Source organism: Bosea vaviloviae, assembly GCF_001741865.1.
In the GTDB taxonomy this organism is placed as follows: Bacteria; Pseudomonadota; Alphaproteobacteria; order Rhizobiales; family Beijerinckiaceae; genus Allobosea; species Allobosea vaviloviae.
This window is the reverse complement of the sequence record NZ_CP017147.1, coordinates 182,010-209,000: the sequence shown is the minus strand read 5'-3', so window position 1 is coordinate 209,000 and position 26,991 is coordinate 182,010. Positions and strand designations below refer to the sequence as shown.

The following is a 26,991-nucleotide window of genomic DNA, read 5'->3' as shown; positions in this document are numbered from 1 at the left end:
TGGCGGAAGCTGGCAGGCAGCGTGAAGCGGGGTTTGACGATGAGCGAAACCAGCAAGTCGAGCGTGGCGGCGGCAGCTGCGGCTTTCCCGGCAGTGCGTGATCCTGCAATGCCCGAGCGCCAGGGGCTCTACGACCCGTCCTATGAGAAGGATTCCTGCGGTGTCGGCTTCATCGCCGACATGAAGAACCGTAAGACCCATGCGATCGTCCAGCAGGGCCTGCAGATCCTGCATAATCTCGACCACCGCGGCGCCGTCGGGGCGGACCCCAAGCTCGGCGACGGCTGCGGCATCCTCGTCCAGATCCCGCATGGCTTCTTCATGGAGGAGTGCGCCAAGCTCGGCATCGAATTGCCGGCGGCCGGTCACTACGCCATCGGCCAGTTCTTCATGCCCCAGGAAGCTGAGGATCGCGCCGTCTGCGAGGAGATCGTGGTGCAGGCCGTCACCGAGGAGGGGCTGATCTTCCTGGGCTGGCGCGACGTGCCGGTCGACTCGTCGGATCTCGGCGAGGCCGTGAAGGAGAGCGAGCCGGTCCATCGCCAACTCTTCGTCGGCCGTCCCGCCGAGATCGCCGACGAGGACGATTTCGAGCGCAAGGTCTATGTCCTCAGAAAGTCGGTCTCCAACAAGGTCTATAAGCGCCAGGATCGCGCCACCGCGACCTATTACCCGGTCTCGATGTCGGCCCGCACCATCGTCTACAAGGGCATGGTGCTGGTGACCCAGCTCGGCTCCTATTTCAAGGATCTGACCGATACGCGCTTCGTCAGCGCGCTCGCGCTGGTCCATCAGCGCTTCGCCACCAACACCTTCCCGTCCTGGCGGCTCGCCCACCCCTACCGGATGGTGGCGCATAACGGCGAGATCAACACGCTGCGCGGCAACGTCAACTGGATGGCGGCGCGCCAGGCCTCGGTCGATTCCGAACTGTTCGGCCCCGATATCTCGAAGCTCTGGCCGATCTCCTATGAGGGCCAGTCCGACACCGCCTGCTTCGACAACGCTCTCGAATTCCTGGTCCAGGGCGGCTATTCGCTCGCTCACGCCATGATGATGCTGGTGCCCGAAGCCTGGGCCGGCAATCCGCTGATGGATGAGGAGCGGCGCGCCTTCTACGAATATCATGCCGCGCTGATGGAGCCCTGGGATGGGCCGGCCGCGATCGCCTTCACCGATGGCCGCCAGATCGGGGCGACGCTCGACCGCAACGGCCTGCGTCCCGCGCGCTATCTCGTCACCGATGACGGGCTCGTGGTGCTGGCCTCCGAGTTCGGCGTGCTGCCGATCCCCGAGGAGCGCATCGTCCAGAAGTGGCGCCTGCAGCCGGGCAAGATGCTGCTGATCGATCTCGAACAGGGCCGCATCATCGGCGACGACGAGATCAAGACGAGCCTGTGCCTCGCCAACCCCTACAGGGACTGGCTGAAGCGCACCCAGATCGTGCTGGAGGAACTGCCCCCGGTCGAGGCACGGGCGCAGCGCACCGATGTGCCGCTGCTCGATCGCCAGCAGGCTTTCGGCTACACTCAGGAAGACACCAAGATCCTGATGGCGCCGATGGCCGTGACCGGCCAGGAAGCTGTCGGCTCGATGGGCACGGACACGCCGATCTCGGCGCTCTCGTCGAAGTCGAAGCTGCTCTACACCTATTTCAAGCAGAACTTCGCGCAGGTCACGAACCCGCCGATCGACCCGATCCGCGAGGAGCTCGTGATGAGCCTCCTCTCCTTCATCGGGCCGCGTCCCAACATCCTCGACCTGGAGGGCACCTCGCGGCGCAAGCGGCTCGAAGTGCGCCAGCCGATCCTGACCAATGACGATCTCGAGAAGATCCGCTGCATCGGCCATTACGAGGACCGGTTCGACACCAAGACGATCGACATCACCTACCCCGCCCGCGATGGCGCGGCCGGCATGGAGCATGCGATCGAGCGGCTCTGCGAGCGCGCCGAGGCTGCCGTCAACGGCGGCTACAACATCATCATCCTGTCCGACCGGCAGGTCGGCCCGGACCGCATCCCGATCCCGGCGCTGCTGGCGACGGCGGCCGTGCACCACCACCTGATCCGCAAGGGTCAGCGCACCTCGGTCGGTCTCGTGCTGGAATCAGGCGAGCCGCGCGAGATCCATCACTTCGCCTGCCTCGCCGGCTTCGGCGCCGAGGCGATCAACCCCTATCTCGCCTTCGAGACGCTGGAGGCCCTGTTCGAGGCCGGCGAATTCCCGAAGGAAGTCGACCGCTACGAGGTGGTGAAGCGCTTCATCAAGTCGGTCGGCAAGGGCATGCTCAAGGTCATGTCCAAGATGGGCATCTCGACCTACCAGTCCTATTGCGGTGCGCAGATCTTCGACGCTGTCGGGCTCAAGACCGAGACGATCGAGAAGTATTTCACCGGCACGATCTCCTCGATCGAGGGCGTCGGCCTGCCCGAGATCGCGGAAGAGACCGTGCGCCGCCACCGCGACGCTTTCGGCGATTCGCCGATCTATCGCGACTCCCTCGATATCGGCGGCGAATACGCCTACCGCCTGCGCGGCGAGGACCATGCCTGGACGCCGGAGAACATTGCGCTGCTCCAGCACGCGGTGCGCGGCAATGCCCAGGACAAGTACAAGGCCTATGCCGAGCTGGTGAACGACCAGAGCTCGCGCTTCTCGACCATTCGCGGCCTGTTTGAGATCAAGGACGCGTATGCGCTCCAGCGCAAGCCGATCCCGATCGAGCAGGTCGAGTCGGCCGCCTCCATCGTCAAGCGCTTCTCGACCGGGGCGATGTCCTTCGGCTCGATCAGCCATGAGGCGCATTCGACGCTCGCCATCGCGATGAACACGATCGGCGGCAAGTCGAACACCGGCGAGGGCGGCGAGGAGCCGGAGCGCTTCGCGCCGATGGCCGACGGGCGCTCGATGCGCTCGGCGATCAAGCAGGTGGCGTCGGGCCGCTTCGGCGTGACGACGGAGTATCTCGTCAATTCGGCGATGATGCAGATCAAGATCTCGCAGGGCGCCAAGCCGGGCGAGGGCGGTCAGCTTCCCGGTCACAAGGTCGATGCCCGCATCGCCAAGGTGCGTCATTCCACCCCTGGCGTCGGCCTGATCTCGCCGCCGCCGCATCACGACATCTATTCGATCGAGGACATCGCCCAGCTCATCTTCGATCTGAAGAACGTCAACCCGGCTGCCGACGTCTCGGTCAAGCTCGTCTCCGAGCTCGGGGTCGGCACGGTTGCGGCCGGCGTCGCCAAGGCGCGGGCCGACCACATCACCATCTCGGGCTATGAGGGCGGTACGGGTGCGTCCCCGCTGACCTCGATCAAGCATGCCGGCTCGCCCTGGGAGATCGGCCTCGCCGAGACCCACCAGATCCTGGTGATGAACAAGCTGCGCGGCCGCATCGCGCTGCAGGTCGATGGTGGCCTGCGCACGGGCCGGGATATCATCATCGGCGCATTGCTCGGGGCCGACGAATTCGGCTTCGCGACCGCGCCGCTGATCGCGGCCGGCTGCATCATGATGCGCAAATGCCATCTCAATACCTGCCCGGTCGGCGTCGCGACGCAGGATCCCGTCCTGCGCAAGCGCTTCAAGGGCGCGCCCGAGCACGTCATCAACTTCTTCTTCTTCCTCGCCGAGGACGTACGCGAGATCATGGCGAGCCTGGGCGTCGCCAATTTCGACGACCTCGTCGGCCGCTCCGACTGGCTCGACAAGAAGCAGGCGATCGAACACTGGAAGGCCAAGGGGCTCGATTTCTCCCGCATCTTCCATAAGCCCGATGTCGGCCCCGAGGTTGCGATCCGCCATGTCGAATTGCAGCAGCACCCGATCGACACGGTGCTCGACCGCATGCTGATCGCGCAGTCGCAGGGCGCACTCGAAAAGGGCGACAAGGTCGTGATCGAAAGCCCGATCCGCAATGTCGACCGCTCGACCGGCGCGATGCTCTCAGGCCAGGTCGCCAAGCGCTACGGCTATGCCGGCCTGGCCGAGGACACGATCACGGTGAAGCTCACCGGCACCGCCGGCCAGAGCTTCGGTGCCTGGGTCGTCAACGGCGTCACGCTCGATCTCACCGGCCAGGCCAACGACTATGTCGGCAAGGGCCTCTCGGGCGGCAAGCTGGTCATCAAGCCCTCGCCCGATGCCCGGCCGCTGGCCGAGCAGTCGATCATCGTCGGCAACACCGTGCTCTACGGGGCGATCTCGGGCGAGTGCTATTTCCGCGGCGTCGCCGGCGAGCGCTTCGCGGTGCGCAATTCCGGCGCGATCGCGGTGGTCGAGGGCACGGGCGACCATGGCTGCGAATACATGACCGGCGGCGTCGTCGTCGTGCTCGGCCAGACCGGCAGAAACTTCGCCGCCGGCATGTCGGGCGGTGTCGCTTATGTGCTCGACGAGGACAAGAGCTTCGCCAAGCGCTGCAACCTCTCCATGGTCGACCTCGAACCGGTCATCGAGGAGGAGGAGCTGATGCAGCGCATCCACCACCATGGCGGCGACCTCGAATTCAAGGGCCGCATCGACGTGATGGCCAATATGTCCGGCTACGATGCCGAGCGCCTGCATCAGCTGATCAGCGATCACCTGCGCTATACCGGCTCGCTTCGCGCCAAGGACATTCTCGACAACTGGGTGGAGTACCTGCCCAAATTCGTCAAGGTGATGCCGGTCGAGTACCGGCGTGCGCTACAGGAAATCGAGCAGGCGCAGGCCAGCATGTCGGTCGCGGCGGAGTAAGACGATGGGCAAGGTAACCGGCTTTCTCGAGATCGACCGCCGCGACCGGAAGTATCTTCCGGCCTCGGACCGGATCCGGAATTACAAGGAATTCGTGATCCCGCTCGGGGTCGAGGCGACGCGTGACCAGGCGGCACGCTGCATGAATTGCGGCATCCCCTATTGTCACAATGGCTGCCCGGTCAACAACCAGATCCCGGACTGGAACGACCTCGTCTACAACGACAAGTGGCGCGAGGCGCTGACCAATCTGCACTCGACCAACAACTTCCCGGAGTTCACCGGTCGCGTCTGCCCGGCGCCCTGCGAGGCATCCTGCACGCTGAACCTCGAGGACACGCCGGTCACCATCAAGTCGATCGAATGCGCCATCGTCGACAAGGGCTGGCAGGAGGGCTGGATCACGCCCGAGCCGGCCAAGGTCAAGACCGGCAAGAAGGTCGCGCTGATCGGCTCCGGCCCGGCGGGCCTCGCTGCCGCGCAGCAGCTCGCGCGCGTCGGCCACGAGGTGCATCTCTATGAACGTCAGGCCAGGGCCGGCGGGCTGCTGCGCTACGGCATCCCGGACTTCAAGATGGAGAAGTCCCATGTCGAGCGCCGCGTCCGCCAGATGGAGGCCGAGGGCGTCATTTTCCATTACGGCGTCAATGTCGGCGTCGATATCGACCCCGCCGAGCTGCTCGCGCAATATGACGCCGTCGGCCTGACCGGCGGCGCCGAGAAGCCGCGCGACTTAGCCATCGAGGGCCGCGAGCTCGACGGCGTCCAGTTCGCGATGGACTTCCTGCCGCAGCAGAACCGCCGCGTCGGGGCCGAGCCCGCGACCGGCAACGCCAAGCCGATCCTGGCCTCGGGCAAGCATGTCGTCGTCATCGGCGGCGGCGATACCGGCTCCGACTGCATCGGCACCTCGGTGCGCCAGGGCGCGCTCTCGGTGACGCAGATCGAGATCATGCCGGAACCTCCCGTCAAGGAGAACAAGGCGCTGACCTGGCCGAACTGGCCGCTCAAGCTGCGCACCTCGTCGAGCCATGAAGAAGGCGCCGAGCGCGACTTCGCCATCGGCACGATCAAGTTCATCGGCGAGAACGGCCAGGTCCGCAAGCTGCGCTGCGCCAGGGTCGACGGCCAGTTCAAGCCGATCGAGGGCACCGAGTTCGATCTCAAGGCCGATCTCGTGCTGCTCGCCATGGGCTTTGTCTCGCCGGTCCATGAGGGGCTGCTGGCGAAGCTCGGCGTCACGCTCGACAAGCGCGGCAATGTCGAGGCCAATACGCTCGCCTACAAGACCTCGGTCGAGAAGGTCTTCACCGCGGGCGACATGCGGCGCGGCCAGTCGCTGGTGGTCTGGGCCATCCGCGAAGGCCGCCAGATGGCCCATGCGATCGACAAGCATCTGATGGGCGAGACGATCCTGCCGCGGTGAGCCTGCCGCGTAACTCTACTCCGGCGGCCGTTTGACGCGGCTTTCTGCGCTTCCGGTGCTCACGGACATGAAGTCCGCTGCGCTCCGGTTCTCGAAAGCCACGCCAGCCGACTCGCCGGAGCGAGTTTCGCGACAAGCTCCCAGGAGTCGGCCCGGATTCAGCGGGGCCATTTGTAATCGTCGAGACGCCCGGGCTTCGGCTCGGGCGCGATGCCTTCACCGAAGATGCGGTCGAGCTGGGCTGCAGCCTCGCCGCGTCCGCGGGCATCCGGGATCGAGGCCAGCAGCGCCTGTTCTCCGACGCTCGCTTGCCCGGTCAGGGGCTGGATCGGCCCGGCCAGCGGCTTGACCTGCAAGGCGGTCGGCAGCCCCGGCGCGGCGGGCAGGTTGCCGACCATGGCGTCGATCAGGCGCTCGATGCCGCCGGGCTGGAGCTCGGGATTGGTCGGAGCACCGGTTCCCGGCGCTGCCGGCACGGCGCTGAGGCCCGGCTGCGGCTGGCTTTCGATCTGCCGGCGGATCAGCACATCGACGAAATGCGCGGCCTTGCGGGCTCCTGGCGTGGTGAAATGGATGCCGTCGCCGAGCCGCAGCCGCATGGCCTGGCCCGACACATCCGGCCCCATCGCCGTGTAGCGGTTCTCGGCGTCGACGAAGGCGCCCCAGAGATCGACATATTGCCCGCCGGCCTTCTCGGCCTGCTGGCGGTAGAGCTCGTTGAAGGAGACGAAATCGGCGGAGAGGCGGGGGTTCTGGACGGGTGGTGCGCCGACCCAGATCAGCGGAACCCGCCTCGCCGCGAAGGCGTTGGCGACCGCGTCGATGCGGGCCTTGTAGAGTTCGCTCCAGCGTGGGCTGAGCGGCTCGTGCACCGTCTCGCCCTCGCGGATCGCCTGCCGGTCGTTGAGGCCGAGCAGCATCACGCCGAGGCTGATTTTCGAGTCACTCGCCAGCAGATCGTTGGCGGCCTTGGGCCAGTCGTAGAAATCGCTCCTGACCAGGCCGGAATCGGGCTTGGCCTTGTTGACCACCACCACGTCGGGCCTGTCGTTCAAGGCATCGTCGAGCCCGCCGGCAAGGAGCACGGCGAGCGAGTCGCCGATCACCACGACATGATGGGCGACATCGACCTTCGGAATGACGGGGTCGTCCCTGACGATGACCGGCGGCGCACGTCGTTTCACGACCGGCGGCGGCACGAAGCGCGGACGCCTCGGCACGACGGCGGGAGGTGGTGGCGGCTGCTGCCAGAAGAAGGAGAAGAAACCGCGCTGCTGCGGCGGGGGCGCGCCTTGGGCGAGCGAGGATGGCCCGCCGGTCATGAACAGCAGGCAGGCCGCACCCAGCACTGTGACGAGGGAACGCAAACGCATGAGTCTTTCGATCCTGCGCCGTGGCTTCGCAGCCATCATAGCCCAGGATCGGGACAGCGTCAGCGGGCGTCGCGCATCTTGGCCAGCAGGGCCGGTGTCGGATAGCCGTCGGCGATCTCGCCGGTCTTGAGCTGGTATTGCCGCACGGCCTCGCGCGTGCCGGTTCCGATGCGCCCGTCGGCGTCGTGATTGTAGAGGCCGACCGCCTTGAGCCGGCGCTGCACCTCCTGCAGCCCCGTCTTGTCGAGGCGCGGCGCCTGGACCGGCCAGTCGGCCTGGATCGCCGGCCGGCCCATGATGCGGTCGCCGAGATGGCCGACGGCAAGCGCATAGGCGTCGGAGGAATTGTACTTCTTGATGACGTCGAAATTCTCGGTCAGCAGCATGACCGGTCCGCGATGGCCGGCGGGGAAGAACAACCGCGCTTCGCCGGAGGCGGGCAGCGGCCGCCCATCCGCCCGGCGCACGCCGGCGGCGGCGAAGGAAGAGAAGCTCGCCTTGTTGATGCGATAATCGAACCGCTCGGGCAATGTGACCTCGAGGCCCCAGGGCAGGCCCGGCACCCAGCCATAGCCCTTGAGGTAATTGGCGGTGGAGGCGAGCGCGTCGCTGGTCGAGGTCCAGATGTCGGCATGGCCGTCTCCGGTCCAGTCGACGGCGTATTTCATGTAGCTCGACGGCATGAACTGGGTGTGGCCCATCGCGCCGGCCCAGGAGCCGCGCAGTTCGGCGCGCTCGACATGGCCCTTCTCGATCAGCTCCAGCGCAGTCAGCAATTCGTCGCGGAAGAAGTCGCCGCGATAGCGGATCTGCGCCAGGGTCGCGAGGCTGCGGATCGTGTCCTTGTCGCCCTTGAACGAGCCGTAATTGGTCTCCATGCCCCAGATTCCGAGCACGACCTCCTTGGGCACGCCGTAGCGCGCCTCGACCTGCGCCAGGACGCCGGCATTCTCATTTGCCGCGTCGCGCCCACGCGGGATGCGCGTGCCGCCGAGCGCGCTGTTGAGATAGCCCCAGATCGGCGCGGTGAACTCGGATTGCTTCTTGGTCAGCGCCACGATCGAGGCATCAGGCGTCACGCCGCGAAAGCCGAGGTCGAAGGTCGCGCGCGAGATGCCGCGCGCCTGGGCCTGCGGCCAGAGTCCCTTCAGGAAGGCGTCAAAAGAGGCATTGGCCGGCGCCGGCTTGGCGTCCTTGGCGCGCGCCGCCGAGAGGTTGATCGAGCCGGTGGTCTGCGCAAGCGCGGGGGCGAGGCTGATGATGGCCGCGGCGGCGATCACGGACAGGCGCATGACGAACCTCGCTCGGGCAAGCTAGTGGGAAAGAGACCTTTCCCCACAGCGCCCGAACAAGATTAACCAAGGGTAAACGGCGCGCAATCGCGCGCCGGTTTCGCAGGTAGTTTTGCTTGGCCGCAAGCTTATTTGGCCGCGGGCTTATTTCGCGTTGCGCGTTTTCAGCTGGTCTTCCCAGGCCAGGGCCTGGCGCACGATCTGCTCGAGATCGTCATGCTCGGGCTGCCAGCCGAGCTCGGAGCGGATGCGATCGGCCTTGGCGACGAGCGAGGCGGGATCGCCGGCGCGGCGGCCGGAGAGCTTGACCGGGAAATCGACGCCGGAGACCTGCTTCACCACATCCACCACCTGCTTGACCGAATAGCCGCGCCCATAGCCGCAGTTCAGGGTGAGGTTCGCGCCACCTGCACGCAGATGGTCGAGGGCGGAGAGATGCGCCCGCGCCAGGTCGGTGACATGGATGTAGTCGCGCACGCAGGTGCCGTCGGGCGTCGGATAATCGGTGCCGAAGACCTCGAGCCCGGCGCGCTGGCCGAGCGCCGCCTGGCAGGCGACCTTGATCAGATGAGTCGCGTTGGGGGTCGACTGGCCCGAGCGGCCCTTGGGGTCGGCGCCGGAGACGTTGAAATAGCGCAGCGCGACATAGGTCAGGGGAAAAGCGCGCGCCACGTCGCTCAGCATCCATTCGCTCATCAGCTTGGAGCGGCCATAGGGGTTGATCGGATTGAGCGCGATCTCCTCAGGCACGGGGCTGACCGGCGGCTCGCCATAGACGGCCGCCGTAGAGGAGAAGATGACATGCTTTACGCCGCCGCGGACCGCGCTTTCCAGAAGCGCGCGCGTCTTCACTGTGTTGTTGAGATAGTAGCCGAGCGGGTCGGAGACGGAATCGGGCACCACGATCTTGGCGGCGAAATGCGCGATTTCGGTGATACCGTGCTCGGCGATGACGCGCTCGACGAAGGGCTGGTCGCCCATATCGCCCTGGACGAGGGTGGCTTCCTTCGGCACCGCCCACCAGAAACCGGTCGAGAGATCGTCAAGTACGACGACCTGCTCACCACGATCGAGCAATTCCAGAACCATATGGCTGCCGATATAGCCGGCGCCGCCCGAAACCAGAATCGCCATTACACATCCTCATCCGTCACAATCGTTTCGACTCATCTAAGCAAAAGATGTTGACGAGCCATCAAGGTCGTCCTGCTATTTGCCATCATCGGCGGGCTCAGTGAACATGTGAGCCAAGTCGCCACCTCCACCCCACCCGCCGCCGTCATCGCACGGCTAAGCGCGCGAAATGGATTCTTCATGACGAAACGCATTCGCAAGGCCGTTCTTCCCGTCGCCGGGCTCGGCACACGCTTCCTGCCCGCCACCAAGGCGATCCCCAAGGAGATGCTGACCGTCGTCGACCGTCCGGTCGTGCAGCATGTCGTGGACGAGGCGAGGGCCGCCGGCATCGAGCATTTCGTCTTCATCACCGGTCGCAACAAGGGCGTGATCGAGGATCATTTCGACCTTGCCTACGAGCTCGACGACACCTTGCGCAAGCGCAACAAGCTCAAGGAGCTGGAAGGGCTCCTGGCCGATCTGCCGGCCGCCGGTGCGACCAGCTTCACCCGCCAGCAGGCTCCGCTCGGCCTGGGTCACGCCGTCTGGTGCGCGCGTGACATCATCGGCGACGATGAGCCTTTCGCGCTGCTCCTGCCCGACATGCTGCATCACAGCCATGGCAAGGGCTGCCTCGCCGAGATGATGGATGCCTATGAGAAGCATGGTGGTAACCACGTCGCGGTGGCGCCCGTACCTGAGGACCAGACCCATCAATACGGCATTGTCGGCGTCGAGGATCGCAACGCCAAGGTGTCCAGGGTGACGAAGATGGTCGAGAAGCCGGCCAAGGGCACGGCGCCCTCGAACCTGCACATCACCGGCCGCTACATCCTGCAGCCGACGATCTTCAACCTGCTGGCCAATCAGGAGCCGGGCGCCGGCGGCGAGATCCAGCTCACCGATTCGATGATCGCGCTGTCGCGGCTAGAGCCGTTCTATTCCGTGCGCTTCGACGGCGATATCTACGATACCGGCTCGAAGATCGGCTTCCTGACCGCCAACATCGCCTATGCGCTCGACCGCGGCGATCTCGGCCCGCAGCTGCGGGCTGAGATCGAGCGGCTGCTGGAGCGTTGATGGGGCGCACTGGCGAGGAGCCGTGCGCGAGGAGCCGTGCGATTGAGCGAGAACCCGCCCGTCTTCGATCGCGATCTTGGCCGGCGCCGGCTGGCGCGGGCGCTTGCGGCCGGCTATCCGGACTTCCTGCTCGTGCGGGCGGCCGGGGATCTGGCTGAGCGGCTCGACGCGGTGCTGCGGCGCTTTACTCTGGCGGCTGATCTCGGCACGCCCTTGCCGGTTGCGGCACCGATGCTCCGGGCCAAGGCGGAGGCGCTGCTGCGCATGGCCGAGGTGGCGGATGCGGATGCCGACATTGTCGGCGATCTCGAGCGCCTGCCCTTCGCGGCCGGCTCGCTCGACCTTGCCGCCTCGCTTCTGGCGCTGCACGGCGTCAACGACCTGCCCGGCGCGCTGATCCAGATCCGGCGGGCCTTGCGGCCGGACGGGCTGTTCATTGGCTGCCTGCTCGGCGGACGCACGCTGCAGGAATTGCGGCAGGTGCTGCTGGAGGCGGAGGCGGAGACCTCGGGCGGGGTGAGCCCGCGCGTCGCCCCCTTCGCCGATCTGCGCGACATGGGCAGCCTGCTGCAGCGCGCCGGTTTCGCGCTGCCCGTCGTCGACAGCGAACTCGTTACGGTGCGCTACCGCGACATCTTCGGCCTGCTCGGCGATCTGCGCGCCATGGGCTGGGCCAATGCGCTGACGCAGCGCAGCCGAACCTGGTTGCGGCGTGAAACTCTGGCGCGGGCGGCTTTGCTCTATGCGGAGCGCTTCGCTGATGCCGATGGGCGCTTGCGCGCGACCTTCGAGATGGTCTGGCTCTCCGGCTGGGCCCCGCATGAAAGCCAGCAGAAGCCGCTGCGCCCGGGCTCGGCCAAGGCGCGATTGGCGGATGCGCTGGGCGTGCCCGAGATCGGGGCAGGCGACAAGGCTCCCCTATGAGCGCCCGCGAGCCCCGCCTCTCCCGCGACGACTTCAAGCTGTTCCGAGCGATCCCGACGCGCTGGCACGACAATGACGTGTTCGGCCACGTCAACAATGTCGTCTATTATGGCTGGTTCGATACGGGCGTGAACGCCTGGCTGGTCGAGCAGGGTTTTCTCGACCCGGCGACGAGTCCGGTTGTCGGCCTCGTGGTCGAGACGAGCTGCACTTATTTCGAGAGCGTCGCTTTTCCCGAAACCGTCGAGATCGGGCTTGCCGTGGCGCGGCTGGGAACCAGTTCGGTGACCTATAGGCTCGGGATTTTCCGCCAGGGCGGGCAGGCAGCGGCGGCTCAGGGCCGCTTCACCCATGCCTATGTCGAGCGGCTGACGCAGAAGCCGGTGCCGATTCCGGGCCCCTTGCGCGCGGCGCTGGAGGCACTTTCCGCCTGAACAGCGCCATTGCAGGTCGGGAATGCGTTGTCTCGCGCCCGCAGGCGCGCTATGCCCCGCCCATTGAGGGCCGGCCCTTCTTCATGCCGGACGATCAGGAACCGTCGCGCCGTGATTCCCAACGAGATCAAGATCACCCCGCAGCTCGTGGCCGAACATGGCCTGAAGCCCGACGAATATCAGCGCTTCCTGCATCTGATCGGCCGCGAGCCGTCGATTACCGAGCTCGGCATCGTCTCGGCGATGTGGAACGAGCATTGCTCCTACAAATCCTCGAAGCTGCATCTGAAGACGCTGCCGACCAAGGCGCCCTGGGTTATCCAGGGGCCAGGCGAGAATGCCGGCGTCATTGATATCGGCGACGGCCTCGCCATCGTCTTCAAGATGGAGAGCCACAACCACCCCTCCTTCATCGAACCCTATCAAGGTGCGACCACCGGCGTCGGCGGCATCCTGCGCGACGTCTTCACCATGGGTGCGCGGCCGATCGCGGTGCTCGACGCGCTACGCTTCGGTTCTCCCGATCATCCGCGCACGCGCCATCTGGTCTCCGGCGTCGTCGCCGGCATCGGCGGCTACGGCAACTCCTTCGGCGTGCCCAATGTCGGCGGCGCGACCGGCTTCCACAGCCGCTATGACGGCAACATCCTGGTCAACGCCATGGCGGTCGGCATCGCCCGCGCCGACGAGATCTTCTACGCCAAGGCCTCGGGCGTCGGGAAAGCCATCGTCTATCTCGGCTCCAAGACCGGCCGTGACGGCATCCATGGCGCGACCATGGCCTCGGCTGTCTTCGGTGAGGGCGGCGAGGAGCGCCGCCCGACCGTGCAGGTCGGCGATCCCTTCGCCGAGAAGCTCCTGCTCGAGGCCTGCCTCGAGATCATGGCGGCCGGCCATGTCGACGCGATCCAGGACATGGGCGCGGCCGGCCTGACCTGCTCGGCCGTCGAGATGGGCGCCAAGGGCGATCTCGGCGTGGAGCTGAACCTCGACGCCGTGCCGTGCCGCGAGGACGGCATGAGCGCCTATGAGATGATGCTCTCGGAGAGCCAGGAGCGCATGCTCATGGTAATCAAGCCCGGCCATGAGGAGCCGGCCGAGGCCATCTTCAAGAAATGGGGCCTCGACTTCGCCGTCGTCGGCTACACCACGGATAATCTGCGCTTCGTCGTGAAGCATCAGGGCGAGGTCATGGTCGACCTGCCGATCAAGGAGCTCGGCGACGAGGCTCCCGAATATGACCGGCCCTGGATCGAGACGCCCAAGCTGCCGGTGATTGAGGCCGCCTCGGTGCAGCCGCCGCTGTCGCATGCCGATGCGCTGCTCAAGCTCGTCGGCTCGCCCGATCTCAGCTCCAAGCGCTGGATCACCGAACAGTACGACACGCTGATCCTGGGCAATTCGGTGATCACGCCCGGCGGCGATTCCGGCCTGATCCGCATCGAGGACGGGCCCAAGGGCCTGGCCATGACGGCCGATGTGACGCCGCGCTATTGCGAGGCCGATCCGTTCGAGGGCGGCAAGCAGGCGGTGGCAGAAGCCTGGCGCAACCTGACCGCCGTGGGCGCGACGCCGCTCGCCATCACCGACAACCTGAATTTCGGCAATCCCGAGCGCCCGGAGGTGATGGGCCAGCTCGTCGGCTGCATCAAGGGCATCGGGGCGGCCTGCAAGGCGCTCGATTTCCCGGTCGTCTCCGGCAATGTCTCGCTCTACAACGAGACCAATGGCGTCTCGATCCTGCCGACCCCGACCATTGGCGGCGTCGGCGTGCTGGCGGATGTGACCAAGCATGCGACCGTCGCCTTCAAGGCCGCGGGCGAGACCATCATCCTGGTCGGCGAGACCGCGGGCTGGCTCGGCCAGTCGGCCTATCTCGCCACAATCTGCGGCCGGGAAGAGGGCGCGCCGCCGCCCGTCGATCTCGCGATCGAGCGCAGGAATGGCGACGCCGTGCGGGCGCTGATCACCGCCCAACGCGTCAGCGCCTGCCATGACCTGTCGGATGGTGGCCTTGCTGTCGCGCTGGCCGAGATGGCGATGGCGGGCGGGCTCGGGGCGACGATCGACGCCCTGCCGGCTGGTCCTGCCCATGCCGTGCTCTTCGGCGAGGATCAGGCGCGCTATCTTGTCACGGTGCCGGAGGCTTCGGCGGCCGGGGTGCTCACTGAGCTCGAGGCGGCCGGCGTTGCCGCGCTCGCGCTCGGCCGGACCGGCGGGGATGCGCTTGCCCTTTCCGGCGAGGCGGCGATCACGATTGCGGCCCTGAAGTCCGCGCATGAAACCTGGCTGCCCGCCTATATGGCCGGCAAGGCCGCCTGAGGAGAGCCACGATGGCGATGGATGCGCGCGATATCGAGGCGATGATCAAGGCGGCGTTGCCCGACGCCACCGTCGAGATCAAGGATCTCGCGGGTGACGGCGACCATTACGCCGCGACCGTGACCTCGTCAGCCTTTGCCGGGAAGAGCCGGGTGCAGCAGCACCAGATGGTCTATGCCGCGCTCAAGGGAAACATGGGCGGCGTGCTGCACGCCCTTGCGCTGACGACTTCGGTTCCCCAGAATTAGAGCAAGACCATTCCAGCGGGCCTTGAACCCGCCGCAGGAGATCAGATCATGAGCGACGTCAACGCCCGCATCGATGCCGAAGTGAAGTCCAGCGATGTCGTGGTCTTCATGAAAGGCACGCCGCAATTCCCGATGTGCGGCTTTTCCGGCCAGGTCGCGCAGATCCTCGGCTATCTCGGTGTGCCCTATAAGGGCGTCAACGTGCTCGAGGATCAGGAAATCCGCGAGGGCATCAAGGCCTATTCGAACTGGCCGACGATCCCGCAGCTCTACGTCAAGGGCGAGTTCATCGGTGGTTGCGACATCACCCGCGAGATGTTCCAGGCCGGCGAGCTCCAGGCGCTCTTCGAGGAGAAGGGCATCACGGTCAAGCAGGCGAGCTGAGGGCTCGTTCTCGCTCACCCAGGCCCGCCTCTCGCGAGCGCGAGGTGGGCTACTGGTGCTCTCCAAGCCGCAGAGCCATTCAGGCTGGTGGGGCAGTTGCATGCATGGCGGGCCTCTGGCTCATCCCCGCCCACCAGGCCTTGATCGCGGGTTCGTCGTCGAGCAGCTGGCCTGCTTCCGGCGCCAGCGTGAAATAAGCGAACATCGGCGCGGCATGCAGATCGGCCAATGTGAGCGCGGCGCCAGCGAGGCAGGGGCCGCCATCCATCAGCTCGCCGATCGCGCGCAGGCAGAGCTGCGCTTTCGGCAATGCGGCCTGGATGCGGGCCTCGTCAGGCAGACGGCCCTTCCTGGGATTGGAAACGCGCTCGACATAGATATCCCAGACCAAAGTGCGGTAAGCGTATGAGTCGAGGATGCTGATCAGCTGATTGACCCTGGCCCGCTCGCGTGGAGCGGACGGCTGCAGGGCCGGTCCCGGGAACGCCTCATCGACATAGCGCTCGATCGCTCCCGCCTCGTACAGCTTGAAGCCGTCATGCTCGAAGGCGGGTATGCGGCCGAAAGGCTGCCTTTCGAGCAAGGCAGCCGGCGGCCCGGTTTCGGCAAAGACATCGATCGGCTCCAGCCGATAGGGGACGCCTTTTTCTTCCAGCGCCAACCGGACGGCCCGGACATAGACACTATAGGGCGCGCCATAGAGGACGGGTGCGGACGTCATTCGGCGCAAGGCGGCAGCGTCTCGAGCGCCGTCCATAGGGCCGCCGGCAAGGTCGGCGTCTTTTCGATCAACGCAATGCAGCCACGCCGGCCTTCGGCCACGACTTTCGGCTTCAGCGTCGCGTTGTCGAAGACCCGCCATCGATCGACCTGATCGATATAGACAGGAAGATTGGCGATCGCGCGATCGAAGCGCCGACGGACGTCGACCTCCATCACGTCATGTCCGCCTTCACTGACCCGCCGCGCGATCCGCGACAAGGATATCTCCGGCGAAGCGACCAGAAAGAACAGCAAATTCACATCGAAGCCTGCTTCGCGGGCTGTGGTGATGGTACGCAGATGCGCTTTTTTGGATAGCGTCGTCTCGATCGAAAACGGCTGCTGCTCCGCGATCAGCGAGCGGGTCATCTCCAGGGCGACACGTGCGGCACGTTGCTGCTCCGCTGCCGGATCAAGCGGCGAAAGCCCTCGCGCGATCTCGTCGAGGTTGACGAAACGGGTGCTGCCGGAAACGGCCTTGATGTGCCGGAACGCATAGGTCGTCTTGCCGACGCCATCAGGGCCGGCGACGATCCAGAATTGCGGCTGTGTGCTGTTCATCCAGCTTGGCCCGCATGCGGAGCTTTCCGCCGCCACATCACGCCGCCGCGCATTCCGGATGCGGCTTCCTCACCCGCTCCTGCGAGGCCGGATATGTCTCCAGCTTGCTTGCTGGCCTGACCGGCCGGCGCACCAGTTCGCCGCCGCAATTCGGGCAGGCGCCCTGGAAGCGCGTATCGGCGCAATCCGCGCAGAAGGTGCATTCGAAGGTGCAGATCATCGCGTCGCGCGAGCCGGGGGCCAGGTCGCGGTCGCAGCATTCGCAGTTCGGGCGCAGTTGCAGCATGGCTATCTCCTCCTCGCGCGGAGAATGCGGCCAGCCGCAGCTGTCTGCCAACGCTTCTTGCTGATGAGTTGGATCACTTCACCAGCAGCCAGTCCTCCACCACCAGCGCGTCGAGGCCGCTCGTATAGAACATCAGGATCGCGTCCTCCGCCGTGTGCAGGATCGGCTTGCCCATGATGTTGAAGGAGGTGTTCAGCACCACCGGCACGCCGGTCAGCGCATGGAAAGCCTGGATCAGCGCGTGGTAGCGCGGATTGCGCTCCGCCGTGACGCTCTGGAGCCGGCCGGTCGCATCCTCATGGACCACGGCCGGCACGCGCTCGCGCATGGCCTGTTTCCAGACCAAAGTGCGCTCCATATAGGGCGCGTCCTGGTAGTTCTCGAACCAGTCCGGCCCGTGCTCGGCCAGGATCGAGGGCGCGAAGGGGCGGAACGCCTCGCGATACTTCACCTTGGCGTTGAGCAGATCCTTGGCGTTGGCAGGGCGCGGATCGGCCAGGATCGAGCGGTTGCCGAGCGAGCGCGGGCCGAACTCGGCCTTGCCCTGGACCCAGCCGATCAGCTTGCCCTCGGCCAAGAGTTGCGCGGTGACGGGGGCGACCTCTTCGGGCGCGAGCTTGCGCAAGCGCGGCTCCCAGGCCGCCATGCGCTCCAGCGGCTCGGTCGAGACGGTCGAGCCGAGATAGGGCGATTGCGGACCTGCGGGCGCGCGCCAGTCCGGATTGGCCTGCGCATGAGCGAGCCAGGCGGCGCCGATCGCATTGCCGTCATCGGCAGGAGCGGAGGGGACGTGGACGCGGGCGAAACCATGACGACCGACGATCTTGCCGTTGAAGGAGGAGTTCAGCGCGCAGCCGCCGGCGAGCACGAGATTCTCGGCCGGCACCAAAGCGGCGGTTTCCGAGAGGAGGGCCTCCATCATCTCGGCGAAGACGTCCTGGCCGCAGCGAGCGAGGTCGGCCCAGCCCTGATCGAGCGCATCGGTCGGGCGCAGCGCCAGAATCTCGGCGCTGACCTCGCGCATGGTTGCGGCATCCGCGAAGGAGAGCTTGTAGCCATCGATCCGGTAGAGCCGGCGCAGCAGTGCCATCAGCGCGGCGTCGGTCTTGCCATAGGGCGCGAGCCCCATGATCTTCCATTCCTCGCCCTTGGCTTGGTCGAAGCCGGCAAGGTCGGTGACGAGGCCGAAATAGAAGCCAATCGACTCACGCCCGCGATGGCGCTTCACTTCGGTGATCTTGCCGTCCGCGAGTGCGAAGATTGCCGAGGCCCCGGTCTCGCCCATGCCGTCGACGATCAGGCAGGCGGCGTCGGTGAAGGGCGAGGACCAGCAGGCATAGGCGGCGTGGCTGAGATGGTGGTCGTAGCGCGTCAGGCCGGTGACATTGGCCTTGCCGAAAGCGCGGTCGAGCCCGAGCAGTGTGCCGAGGCCCGCGCGCTGCTGGCCCAGATGCAGCGAGGCGATCAGCGCGCGCTCGGTGCGCTCGGGCACCAGCGAACGGTTCAGTTCGGGCGAGAGCTTGAGCACGGCGTCGAGCGAGAAGGAGCCGGCGCGGCTCATCTGGTCGAGGAAGCCGGTGAAATCCTCGCTCCAGCTCGTGGCGATCTGGACCTCGGCGTCCCCGGGGATGTAGCGCTTGAGCAGCCCTTCCATGCGCTGCACCGGATCCGGCTCGCAATTGGGCGCGCGCTTATATTGCAGGTAGCGCTCGGTCGCCTCGGCGAAGATGACCTCGCCATTGGGGCCGATGATGGCGAGGGCGGGGTCGTGGAAGGTGGTGGCGAGGCCGATGGTGTAGGTCATGGCCGGCAGCGTATGGCGCAGCTGCAAGCGGGAGGCAATCGACGCAAGCGGTCGACGCTCCCGCTATCGGCCTATTTTCCGGCCGCGAAGGCCACGCTGCCGGCAATCGCCGCGATCGTCGGCTGCAGCTTTTCGAAGCTGGCGTCGTCGGCCGAGGCGATCATGCGGACGAACCGGCCCTTGGGGTCGAACGCCATATACTGCACGAACCGCTTGGCGATCCCATTGGCATGGTCGAATGTGCCCGACAGCAACACCCCGTCGGTGCCGGCGAAGCGGGTGCGCTCGCGGGCCGTGATCTTGGCCGTCCGGTAATCGCGCGTCTGTCTCAGCGTGGCTTCCGCCGTCGCTTCGAGCGTGCTCGCTGCCGTTGGGGCGGAGAGCTGGTAGGCGACGATCAGCAGCGGCTGCTTGCCGGCGGGATCGGTATCGAGTTCGCCTGCCGTCATCAGCACGCCGGAGCCGGCGATCGTATCGATGATCCGGAACGGTTCGGCCGGTGTAAGGGTGAAGGGGAGCGCGGCGAGCCTTTCCGCCAGCGTCGGCTCCTTGCCGAGCGAGACCGACGCCATCAGGGCCAGCACCGTGGCATGCCCGAGCTTCGCGGCCTGCGGAGCCTGGACCGTGACCATCACGGTCTTCTCCCCCTTGAACAGGCCGATCCATTTGTCGAGGCGAGCGCCGCCCGCGGTCTGCGTTCCGCTGATCACCGGCGCGTTGTCGCCACCGGTGGGCGCTACTTCGTCGATGCGGTCGATGGCGATGTTCTGCTTGGCGAAGTTGGTCTTGGCCGTCGCCATGTCGGAGAACAGCGGAACGAGCTGGGGATGGGCGATGGCGGGCATCTCCATGATCAGGACGCTCGCCTGCGTGGCCTGGTTCGCCAGGCCTGCGAAGCCGGTCGCCGGCGTGAAGCCCTTTGGTGCGACCAGCGATACGCTGGTGCCGACGATGGCCTGTCGATCCTGAGCGACGGCGTTCGGGCAGGCGCCGAAGCTGACAGCAAATGCGGTGAGCAGCGCGGTAACGAGATGCGAGGCGCCCCGGTTGAAACAGATTTTGTTGGAATTCATCAATTCTTTCCTCCGCTAGAGCCGGATGATTTCAGCCGGGATCATCAAGTGATCCCGGCTGAAATCATCCGGCTCTCATCCAAAGAGCGAGAGCAGGATCAATTGCGAAAAACCGGTTCCCACTTTTTCGCATCCTGCTCTTGTCATCGGTGAGCGCGAGCGCTCCTGCAGCTGCAACGCAGCCATGACTGGCATTGGATTATGATCGGCCGATCACACTCCGAACAGCAAGGCAAGCGGTTGCCGGCGTTGCAGGTTGCGGGTGACTGAACCGGACTATGCTACCCGTTCGGAGCCGCTTGTTTCAGCGGCCCATTGCGGCGGCGATCAGCGCCTTGGCATCGGCACTTGCCCAGTCGGCCGGGCCCTGGATCATGCCGAGTTCGCAGCCCTGGGGATCGACCAGCAGGCTCACCGGCATGCCTTCGATCTTCCGCGCGGCGCGCAGGTCCTGGAAGACCTTGGCCTGGGCGTCGGCGTAATAAGGCAGGTGCGTGACCTTGTTCTCGGCGAGCCAGGATTTCGGCTTGTCGAGATTGCGCGTGTCGATGTTGATCGCGACCACCGCGAAATCGGGCCCGCCAAATGCGCCCTGCAGGGCGTCGAGCGCCGGCATCTCCTTGAGGCAGGGCGCGCACCAGGTCGCCCAGAGATTGACGAGCACGGTCTTGCCCCTGAAGGCGGACAGCGTCGTCGGCTGACCGTCGGGGCCTTCGAAGGCGAGATCGGGCGCCGGCTGCGGGCTCGTCCGGACCTCGACGGCCGCGACCTCGCCCTGCGCCAAGGGCTGCATCTTCGCAGCCCGCGCCGCTGCTGCGCCGCAAGAAGCGGAATTGCCGGCACGGCCCTGGCCGGAGTAGAAGGCCGCCATGCCTGCGAGGCCGAGCGCCGCCACGACCCCGAGGGCCAGACCTATCTTCGTTCCAGACGTCATCATACGTCCTTTGAAATCAGGAAAGACCGCCGTGAGCAATCGCATGTGGGGTGGGCGTTTCGCCACGGGTCCCGACGCCATCATGGAGGAGATCAACGCCTCCATCGATTTCGACAAGCGCCTGTGGCGGCAGGATATCCGAGGCTCGCTCGCGCATGCGGCGATGCTGGGCGAGACCGGCATCCTGACCAGGGACGATGTGGCCGCCATCAGCGCCGGACTCAAGAGCGTCGAGGGGGAGATCGAGGCGGGGAGCTTCACGTTCTCGCGCGCGCTCGAAGACGTCCATATGAATGTCGAGTCGAGCCTGAAGGACAGGATCGGCGCCGCCGCCGGCCGCCTGCACACGGCGCGCTCGCGCAATGACCAGGTCGCGACCGATATGCGGCTCTGGGTCCGCGATACGCTCGACGCCATCGACGAGCAGATGGCCGATCTCCAGCTTGCCTTGGCCGAGAAGGCCGATCTCCATGCCGGCGCGGTGATGCCGGGCTTTACTCATCTGCAATCGGCGCAGCCGGTCACGTTCGGCCATCACCTGCTCGCCTATGTCGAGATGATGTCGCGCGATCGCGGTCGCGTCCGCGATGCGCGTCAGCGCCTCAACGAGTGCCCGCTGGGGGCCGCGGCGCTTGCGGGCACCTCCTTCCCGATCGACCGCCATATGACCGCCAAGGCGCTCGGTTTCGACCGCCCGACGGCGAATTCGCTCGATTCGGTTTCGGATCGCGATTTCGTGCTCGAGACTTTGTCGACAGCCTCGATCTGCGCGATGCATCTGTCGCGTCTGGCCGAGGAGATCGTGCTCTGGGCGACGCCGCAATTCGGCTTCGTCAAGCTCTCCGACAAGTTCTCGACCGGCTCCTCGATCATGCCGCAGAAGCGCAATCCCGATGCCGCCGAATTGGTGCGCGGCAAGGCGGGCCGGGTTTTCGGTGCGCTGCAAGCCATGCTGACGATGATGAAGGGCCTGCCGCTGACCTATTCCAAGGACATGCAGGAGGACAAGGAAGGCACCTTCGACGCCCTCCAGACGCTCTCGCTCTGCCTTGCCGCCATGGCCGGCATGGTGCGCGACATGGAACCAGACCTGAAGGTGATGAAGAAGGCGGCGGGGTTGGGCTATGCCACCGCGACCGACCTCGCCGACTGGCTGGTGCGCGTGCTCAAGATGCCGTTCCGCGACGCGCATCACGTCACCGGCCGGCTCGTGGGCATCGCCTCTGCCAAGGGCGTCGGCCTGGAGAAGCTGACACTCGCCGAGATGCAGGAAGCTGAACCCAAGATCACGGAAGCTGTCTTCGCCGTGCTCGGCGTGACGCAATCGGTGAAGAGCCGCGTCAGCTATGGCGGCACGGCTCCGGTCAATGTGCGCCGGCAGGCGAAGTCATGGCTCAGGCGGCTTGCGAAAGAGCGCGGCTGACGAAACCGTCACGCTCGGGCCTGACCCTGGCATCTCCGCCAGGGATTTTTGGGCCTGCGCGGAGCCTCACCCTGGGCTGGCCAAAAGCCCGATCCGGGGACTCCGCCCGAGAATGAGGTTGCAGCGCCTTCAAAAGCTCGCAACAGGTTGCTCCATTCGCTACAGTCTCCGCCACGCTTCGTCCGAGGGTTTCCTTTCGTGCCGCATTCCAGCCTGAAATTGGGCCGCGCCATCGTTCTGGCCGGTCTGCTCGGACTTGCTTTGACAGCTTGCGGCCGCAGGGGGCCGTTGGAGGCGCCGCCGAAGGCGACCAGCGCACTCGACCTGCCCGACCGCGACATCGGCGGGGAGGAGCAGCAGCAAGCTGAGATCCAGGCCGGCGGTGCGCCCTTCGGCAAGCCGCCGAAAGCGGACCGGAACTTCACGATTCCGGAAAAGAGCTTCGTGCTCGATCCGATTCTCTAGAGCAAAGCGTTTGCAACGGGAGCCCTCGCGCTTCGAGACGCTGTTCCGGTCGGAATAGCTCTTTAGCGAGGGCCATCGGCATTCTTGAACAGGCACTGAGCGTCCCATGCACCATTTCAATTATCGCGACGGTTCGCTTTTCGCCGAGGACGTCGATCTCAGGCAGATCGCTGCCGAGGTCGGCACGCCGGTCTATGTCTACTCCTCGGCCACGATCGAGCGGCATTACCGCCTGTTCGCCGCGGCGGTGAAGGCGAACGCTCCGGCGGGGACGGCCCATGTCTTCTATGCGCTGAAGGCCAACGGCAATCTCGGCGTGCTGAAGACGCTGGCCGCGCTCGGGGCCGGGGTCGATACGGTGTCCGAGGGCGAGGTCCGCAAGGCGCTCGCCGCTGGCTTCCCGCCCGAGAAGATCGTCTTCTCCGGCGTCGGCAAGAGCGAGAGCGAGCTGCGCTTCGCTGTCGGGGCCGGCATCTACCAGGTCAATATCGAGACCGAGGGCGAGCTCGATCTGCTCTCGCGCGTCGCGGCATCACTCGGCAAGCGCCAGGAGGCGGTGTTTAGGGTCAATCCCGATATCGGCGCCGGCGGCCATGCCAAGATCACCACGGGCTCGTCCGAGAACAAGTTCGGCGTCTCCTTCGAGGAGGTCGGCAGGCTCTATGCTCGCGCCGCCAACATGGAAGGCGTCAGGATCATGGGGCTCGCGCTCCATATCGGCAGCCAGATCCGCGAGACCGATTCGTTCGAGGCGGCCTATGTCAAGATGGCGACGCTGGTCGGGACCCTGCGCGCGGAGGGCCACCGCGTCGAGCGGCTCGATCTCGGCGGCGGCCTCGGCATTCCCTATGAGATTCCGCAAGACTTCAACAATCGGGATTTCGACTATGGGCCCGATCTGATCGAGGCCTATGCCGCCATGGTCGGGCGGGTCACCAAGGGGCTCGATGTCGAGCTCGGCTTCGAGCCCGGCCGCCTGATCGTCGGCAATGCCGGCATCCTGCTGACGCGGGTTTTGTATCTCAATCCGCGCCCGACCAAGCAGTTCCTGGTGGTCGACGCTGCGATGAACGACCTGATGCGGCCGGCGATGTACGAGGCCTATCACGAGATCTGGCCGGTTTCCGAGCCTGCAGCGGATGCAAGCCGCATCGCCTATGACGTGGTCGGGCCGGTCTGCGAATCAGGCGACACCTTCACGACCGGGCGCGTCCTGCCCGAGCAGAAGCCCGACGACCTGATCGCCTTCATGACGGCGGGCGCCTATGGCGCCAGCATGGCCTCGACCTACAACCAGCGCCTGCTCGTCCCGGAAGTGCTGGTGAAGGGCGGGCAATTCGCCGTGACCCGGCCGCGCCAGAGCTATGAGGAGCTTCTCGGCACGGATCGTGCACCGCCCTGGCTGGCCTGAGCTCTCGATCACGATGCGCTGAGGCCCCTGTGGGCGGAGCGCCTTCGCTCTGGCCTTGCCACATTCACGTGTTAGCGTGTGCTGAGTGGCGAAGGTTCAGGATGGTGCGCAGGCAGCTCGGAGCGACGGCATGAATGAGGCTGAACGCCGCAAGGCGTCCGATCCGATCGAGGGAATCCGGCAGCGGCTCGGCCGGCTCACGACCGCTTCACGCCTTTCGCTCGGCTGGGAGCGGGTTTGGCCGCGGCTCTGGCTGTCGGCCGGCATCATCCTCGCCTTCCTGGCGCTCTCCTGGTTCGGCTTGTGGACGCTGCTGCCCTGGCAGGGTCGTGCGCTCGGCGTCGTGCTGTTCCTCGCGGGCCTGGCGGCGAGCCTCTGGCATGTCGCGATGACGCCGCTGCCGACGCGGCGCGACGGGCTTTCGCGGCTCGATCATTCGCTCGAGGGCGGCCATCGTCCGGCCTCCTCGCTGGAGGACAATCTCGCCGTCGGCTCCGGCGATCCGGTCTCGCAGGCGTTGTGGAAGCTGCATGTCGAGCGCCAGAGCCGGCAGGTCGCCGGGCTCAAGGTCTCGGCCCCGCATCCGCTCATGGCTGGGCGCGACCGGCTTGCCTTGCGCGCCGTGCCGCTGCTTGCGGCGATCACCGCCTTCTTCGTCGCTGGCCACGAGGCCGCGCCGCGCCTCAGCGCCGCCTTCGACTGGCGAGGGCCGGCTTCAGCCGCGCCCGCCACCCGTATCGACGCCTGGATCGATCCGCCGGCCTATACGCGCCTGCCGCCGATCCTGATCGATTTCGCCAAGCTGGCGAGCCCCAATTTCAGCGCGCCCGAGAAATCCGTCATCGTCGTGCGCATCGCCGGCAAGTCGGGCATGGATGTCGCGACCACGGGCCGGCTCGACGCGTTGCCGGCGAGTGAGGCCAAGGAGGCGAAGCCGGCTGCGGGGACCGCTCCCGCCGTGCTGGAGAAGCGCTATGCGCTGGCCGGCAGCGGCACATTGCGGCTCACCGGCAGCGGCGCGCCCAATGCGACGCTGCATCTCAATGCGGTGCCCGACCAGCCGCCGGAGATCAGCTTCATCGAGCCGCCCAAGCCGATCACCGGCGCGCAGAGCGGCGGTCTCGGGCTGAGCTATCGCGCCAAGGATGATTACGGGGTCGCCTCGGTCGAGGTTCTGGTCTCGCGGCCAGGCCCAGCCTCGGTCGGGCGTTCGCTGGTCGAGCCGCCCAAGCAGTCGCTCAGCGCGCCCTCTTCGCCGACCGGCGAGGAGGAGATGAAGAGCACGGTCGATTTCTCGGCTCATCCCTGGGCCGGCGCCAAGGTCAAGATGACGCTGGTCGCGCGCGACGAAGCCGGCCAGGAGGGCCGCAGCGAGCCGGTCGAGGTGACGCTGCCGCAGCGCACCTTCACCAAGCCGCTGGCCAAGTCCCTGGTCGAACAGCGCCGCAAGCTGGTCATGGATATCGAGACCCGGAGCAAGGTCCAGCTCGCCATGGACGCGCTGTTGATCGAGCCCGAGCTGTTCATGAAGGAGACCGGTGTCTATCTCGGCATGCGGATGATCGCCGAGCGGCTGCGCCGTTCGGCCAGCGACGACCAATTGCGCGACGTCGCCGAACTGATGTGGGCGATGGCGCTGCAGCTTGAGGATGGCGACCTGTCCGACGCCGAGCGCGCCTTGCGGGCGGCGCAGGAAAACCTCCAGCAGGCGCTGGAGCGCGGCGCCTCCGAGGAGGAGATCAAGAAGCTCACCGAGGAGATGCGGAGGGCGATGGACCGCTTCATGCGCCAGCTCGCCGAGCAGATGCAGCGCCAGCAGCAGAATGGCGATCAGAAATCGGCACAGCTGCCGGAGAATTTCCGCTCGGTGACGCCGCGCGACCTGCAGAACATGCTCAACCGCATCGAGGAGCTCTCGAAGCGCGGCGACATGGCCGAGGCGCAGCGCCTGATGGAAGAGCTCAACCAGATGCTTAACAATCTCCAGATGGCGCGCCCCGGCCAGCAGGACCAGCGCCAGCGCGAGATGAACCAGGCGCTGGGCGAGCTCGACAAGATGACGCGCGAGCAGCAGGGACTGCGCGACGAGACCTATCAGCAGGAGCAGCAGCGCCAGAACCGGACCCAGCGCGGGCAGCGCCCCGGCCAGCAGCAGGCGCGCCCCGGCCAGGGGCAACGCCAGCAAGGGCAGCAGGGCCAGCGCGGGCAGCGTGGCCAGCAGCCCGGTCAACAACCCGGCGAGCAGGGCGAGGGCGAAGAGGGGCAGGACGGCGAGGGCCAGCAGGGGCAGGGGCAAGGCCAGAGCCTGTCCGAGCGCCAGCAGGCCCTGCGCGAGCGTCTGCAGGACTTGCAGCGGCGCATGCAAGGCATGGGCGCCCCCAGCCAGAGCGAACTCGGCGAGGCGGAGGATGCGATGCGCGAGGCCGAGGGCCAGCTCGGCCAGGGCCAGGGCGAAGGGGCGCTCGACTCGCAAGGGCGCGCCTTGGAAGCCCTGCGCAAGGGCGGCCAGAACCTCGCCCAGCAGATGCAGGGCCAGCCCGGCGAAGGCGACGGGACCGAGGGCGCCTTCGGGGAGCCCGATGGCCGGCCGGCCGGGCGTCCCTCGGCGCAGCAGCGCGGCCGCGAGGATCCTCTGGGCCGGCCGCAGCGCCAGCGCGACTGGGCCGATGGCCGCGTCCGCGTACCTGGTGCCGATGAGAGCGCGACGCAGCGCGCGCGCCGCATCCTGGACGAGTTGAGGCGGCGCCTCGGCGACCCGTCGCGGCCGAGCGAAGAGCTCGACTATCTGGAGCGCCTGCTCAGGCGGAATTGAGCTCTTCCCGAATCGTGAAGCGCGGGGAACCTCTCCTGCATCGAAGTCGGGTCTACCCGACTTCGACACTTTGAGTGCTGAACTCGGGCAGGCCCGAGTTCAGTGAGAGGTTCCCCGCGCT

General features: G+C 66.4%; 21 protein-coding genes. 12 read left to right on the top strand and 9 right to left on the bottom strand.

All coding sequences use genetic code 11. The annotated features are described in order from the left end of the window. Positions 1-39: 39 nt before the first annotated feature. Together gltB and BHK69_RS00940 are read left to right on the top strand one after the other, a co-directional pair. Complete coding sequence (gene gltB, locus BHK69_RS00945) at positions 40-4,740, top strand: glutamate synthase large subunit (protein ID WP_069688476.1); 4,701 nt, start codon at positions 40-42, stop codon at positions 4,738-4,740. Positions 4,741-4,744: 4 nt separating this feature from the next. Next, complete coding sequence (locus BHK69_RS00940) at positions 4,745-6,166, top strand: glutamate synthase subunit beta (RefSeq protein WP_069688475.1); 1,422 nt, start codon at positions 4,745-4,747, stop codon at positions 6,164-6,166. A 158-nt stretch (positions 6,167-6,324) separates the two neighbouring features. Here BHK69_RS00940 and BHK69_RS00935 read toward each other — a convergent pair whose 3' ends face one another. From BHK69_RS00935 to galE, 3 genes are all read right to left on the bottom strand, one after another. Continuing rightward, positions 6,325-7,539, bottom strand: coding sequence for an SGNH/GDSL hydrolase family protein (locus BHK69_RS00935; RefSeq protein ID WP_069688474.1), 1,215 nt, complete (start codon positions 7,537-7,539; stop codon positions 6,325-6,327). A 59-nt stretch (positions 7,540-7,598) separates the two neighbouring features. Further along, on the bottom strand, positions 7,599-8,831 hold the full coding sequence (locus BHK69_RS00930) for a lytic murein transglycosylase (RefSeq protein WP_069688473.1): 1,233 nt from the start codon (positions 8,829-8,831) through the stop codon (positions 7,599-7,601). A 144-nt stretch (positions 8,832-8,975) separates the two neighbouring features. Continuing rightward, positions 8,976-9,965 carry a UDP-glucose 4-epimerase GalE gene (galE, locus tag BHK69_RS00925; protein WP_069688472.1) on the bottom strand — a complete coding sequence of 330 codons (990 nt, stop codon included), beginning with the start codon at positions 9,963-9,965 and terminating at the stop codon, positions 8,976-8,978. A gap of 180 nt (positions 9,966-10,145) precedes the next feature. Here galE and BHK69_RS00920 point away from each other — a divergent pair, with 180 nt between their 5' ends. The 6 genes from BHK69_RS00920 (at position 10,146) to grxD (ending at position 15,339) form a co-directional block, all read left to right on the top strand. After that, on the top strand, positions 10,146-11,027 hold the full coding sequence (locus BHK69_RS00920; protein WP_069688471.1) for a UTP--glucose-1-phosphate uridylyltransferase: 882 nt from the start codon (positions 10,146-10,148) through the stop codon (positions 11,025-11,027). Between the two features lie 42 nt (positions 11,028-11,069). Next, positions 11,070-11,951 carry a methyltransferase domain-containing protein gene (locus BHK69_RS00915; RefSeq protein WP_069688470.1) on the top strand — a complete coding sequence of 294 codons (882 nt, stop codon included), beginning with the start codon at positions 11,070-11,072 and terminating at the stop codon, positions 11,949-11,951. Then, a complete protein-coding gene (locus BHK69_RS00910) occupies positions 11,948-12,385 on the top strand; it encodes an acyl-CoA thioesterase (protein WP_069688469.1) in 438 nt (145 codons plus the stop codon). Before BHK69_RS00915 ends, BHK69_RS00910 begins: the two co-directional genes overlap by 4 nt. 114 nt (positions 12,386-12,499) lie before the next feature. After that, a complete protein-coding gene (gene purL / locus BHK69_RS00905; RefSeq protein ID WP_069693262.1) occupies positions 12,500-14,707 on the top strand; it encodes a phosphoribosylformylglycinamidine synthase subunit PurL in 2,208 nt (735 codons plus the stop codon). Between the two features lie 11 nt (positions 14,708-14,718). After that, complete coding sequence (locus tag BHK69_RS00900; RefSeq protein ID WP_069688468.1) at positions 14,719-14,955, top strand: BolA family protein; 237 nt, start codon at positions 14,719-14,721, stop codon at positions 14,953-14,955. A 48-nt stretch (positions 14,956-15,003) separates the two neighbouring features. Beyond that, complete coding sequence (gene grxD / locus BHK69_RS00895; RefSeq protein WP_069688467.1) at positions 15,004-15,339, top strand: Grx4 family monothiol glutaredoxin; 336 nt, start codon at positions 15,004-15,006, stop codon at positions 15,337-15,339. Positions 15,340-15,418: 79 nt separating this feature from the next. On the opposite strand, the gene BHK69_RS00890 is transcribed toward grxD, so the two are convergent. The 6 genes from BHK69_RS00890 to tlpA form a co-directional block, all read right to left on the bottom strand. Further along, positions 15,419-16,060 (bottom strand): glutathione S-transferase family protein, encoded by a 642-nt coding sequence (locus tag BHK69_RS00890; protein ID WP_069688466.1) that lies wholly within the window; start codon positions 16,058-16,060, stop codon positions 15,419-15,421. Next, on the bottom strand, positions 16,057-16,662 hold the full coding sequence (locus BHK69_RS00885) for an ATPase (protein ID WP_069688465.1): 606 nt from the start codon (positions 16,660-16,662) through the stop codon (positions 16,057-16,059). The genes BHK69_RS00890 and BHK69_RS00885 overlap by 4 nt, the downstream gene beginning before the upstream one ends. 37 nt (positions 16,663-16,699) lie before the next feature. After that, positions 16,700-16,948 (bottom strand): DUF1272 domain-containing protein, encoded by a 249-nt coding sequence (locus tag BHK69_RS00880; RefSeq protein ID WP_069688464.1) that lies wholly within the window; start codon positions 16,946-16,948, stop codon positions 16,700-16,702. 73 nt (positions 16,949-17,021) lie between these two features. After that, positions 17,022-18,752 carry a carbamoyltransferase family protein gene (locus BHK69_RS00875; RefSeq protein WP_069693261.1) on the bottom strand — a complete coding sequence of 577 codons (1,731 nt, stop codon included), beginning with the start codon at positions 18,750-18,752 and terminating at the stop codon, positions 17,022-17,024. A gap of 71 nt (positions 18,753-18,823) precedes the next feature. Next, the gene (locus BHK69_RS00870) at positions 18,824-19,825 is read right to left on the bottom strand and encodes a hypothetical protein (protein ID WP_069688463.1); all 1,002 of its coding nucleotides are present in this window, start codon (positions 19,823-19,825) and stop codon (positions 18,824-18,826) included. A gap of 304 nt (positions 19,826-20,129) precedes the next feature. Continuing rightward, a complete protein-coding gene (gene tlpA / locus BHK69_RS00865; protein WP_069693260.1) occupies positions 20,130-20,759 on the bottom strand; it encodes a thiol:disulfide interchange protein TlpA in 630 nt (209 codons plus the stop codon). 31 nt (positions 20,760-20,790) lie between these two features. Here tlpA and argH point away from each other — a divergent pair, with 31 nt between their 5' ends. The 4 genes from argH to BHK69_RS00850 all read left to right on the top strand — a co-directional run bounded on the left by argH (position 20,791) and on the right by BHK69_RS00850 (position 26,870). Beyond that, positions 20,791-22,182 (top strand): argininosuccinate lyase, encoded by a 1,392-nt coding sequence (gene argH, locus BHK69_RS00860; protein WP_069688462.1) that lies wholly within the window; start codon positions 20,791-20,793, stop codon positions 22,180-22,182. Positions 22,183-22,401: 219 nt separating this feature from the next. Continuing rightward, the gene (lptM, locus tag BHK69_RS31805) at positions 22,402-22,647 is read left to right on the top strand and encodes an LPS translocon maturation chaperone LptM (protein ID WP_158516133.1); all 246 of its coding nucleotides are present in this window, start codon (positions 22,402-22,404) and stop codon (positions 22,645-22,647) included. Positions 22,648-22,753: 106 nt separating this feature from the next. Further along, on the top strand, positions 22,754-24,058 hold the full coding sequence (lysA, locus tag BHK69_RS00855) for a diaminopimelate decarboxylase (protein WP_069688461.1): 1,305 nt from the start codon (positions 22,754-22,756) through the stop codon (positions 24,056-24,058). A 130-nt stretch (positions 24,059-24,188) separates the two neighbouring features. Beyond that, positions 24,189-26,870, top strand: coding sequence for a TIGR02302 family protein (locus BHK69_RS00850; protein ID WP_069688460.1), 2,682 nt, complete (start codon positions 24,189-24,191; stop codon positions 26,868-26,870). The last annotated feature ends 121 nt before the right edge of the window (positions 26,871-26,991 follow it).

What these genes read in the sequence shown, in the direction of transcription:
- gltB (WP_069688476.1), top strand. Translation starts at nt 40, where the DNA reads ATGAGCGAAACCAGCAAGTCGAGCGTGGCGGCGGCAGCTGCGGCTTTC.
- BHK69_RS00940 (WP_069688475.1), top strand. Translation starts at nt 4,745, where the DNA reads ATGGGCAAGGTAACCGGCTTTCTCGAGATCGACCGCCGCGACCGGAAG.
- BHK69_RS00935 (WP_069688474.1), bottom strand. Translation starts at nt 7,539, where the DNA reads ATGCGTTTGCGTTCCCTCGTCACAGTGCTGGGTGCGGCCTGCCTGCTG.
- BHK69_RS00930 (WP_069688473.1), bottom strand. Translation starts at nt 8,831, where the DNA reads ATGCGCCTGTCCGTGATCGCCGCCGCGGCCATCATCAGCCTCGCCCCC.
- galE (WP_069688472.1), bottom strand. Translation starts at nt 9,965, where the DNA reads ATGGCGATTCTGGTTTCGGGCGGCGCCGGCTATATCGGCAGCCATATG.
- BHK69_RS00920 (WP_069688471.1), top strand. Translation starts at nt 10,146, where the DNA reads ATGACGAAACGCATTCGCAAGGCCGTTCTTCCCGTCGCCGGGCTCGGC.
- BHK69_RS00910 (WP_069688469.1), top strand. Translation starts at nt 11,948, where the DNA reads ATGAGCGCCCGCGAGCCCCGCCTCTCCCGCGACGACTTCAAGCTGTTC.
- BHK69_RS00900 (WP_069688468.1), top strand. Translation starts at nt 14,719, where the DNA reads ATGGCGATGGATGCGCGCGATATCGAGGCGATGATCAAGGCGGCGTTG.
- grxD (WP_069688467.1), top strand. Translation starts at nt 15,004, where the DNA reads ATGAGCGACGTCAACGCCCGCATCGATGCCGAAGTGAAGTCCAGCGAT.
- BHK69_RS00890 (WP_069688466.1), bottom strand. Translation starts at nt 16,060, where the DNA reads ATGACGTCCGCACCCGTCCTCTATGGCGCGCCCTATAGTGTCTATGTC.
- BHK69_RS00885 (WP_069688465.1), bottom strand. Translation starts at nt 16,662, where the DNA reads ATGAACAGCACACAGCCGCAATTCTGGATCGTCGCCGGCCCTGATGGC.
- BHK69_RS00880 (WP_069688464.1), bottom strand. Translation starts at nt 16,948, where the DNA reads ATGCTGCAACTGCGCCCGAACTGCGAATGCTGCGACCGCGACCTGGCC.
- BHK69_RS00875 (WP_069693261.1), bottom strand. Translation starts at nt 18,752, where the DNA reads ATGACCTACACCATCGGCCTCGCCACCACCTTCCACGACCCCGCCCTC.
- BHK69_RS00870 (WP_069688463.1), bottom strand. Translation starts at nt 19,825, where the DNA reads ATGAATTCCAACAAAATCTGTTTCAACCGGGGCGCCTCGCATCTCGTT.
- tlpA (WP_069693260.1), bottom strand. Translation starts at nt 20,759, where the DNA reads ATGACGTCTGGAACGAAGATAGGTCTGGCCCTCGGGGTCGTGGCGGCG.
- lysA (WP_069688461.1), top strand. Translation starts at nt 22,754, where the DNA reads ATGCACCATTTCAATTATCGCGACGGTTCGCTTTTCGCCGAGGACGTC.
- BHK69_RS00850 (WP_069688460.1), top strand. Translation starts at nt 24,189, where the DNA reads ATGAATGAGGCTGAACGCCGCAAGGCGTCCGATCCGATCGAGGGAATC.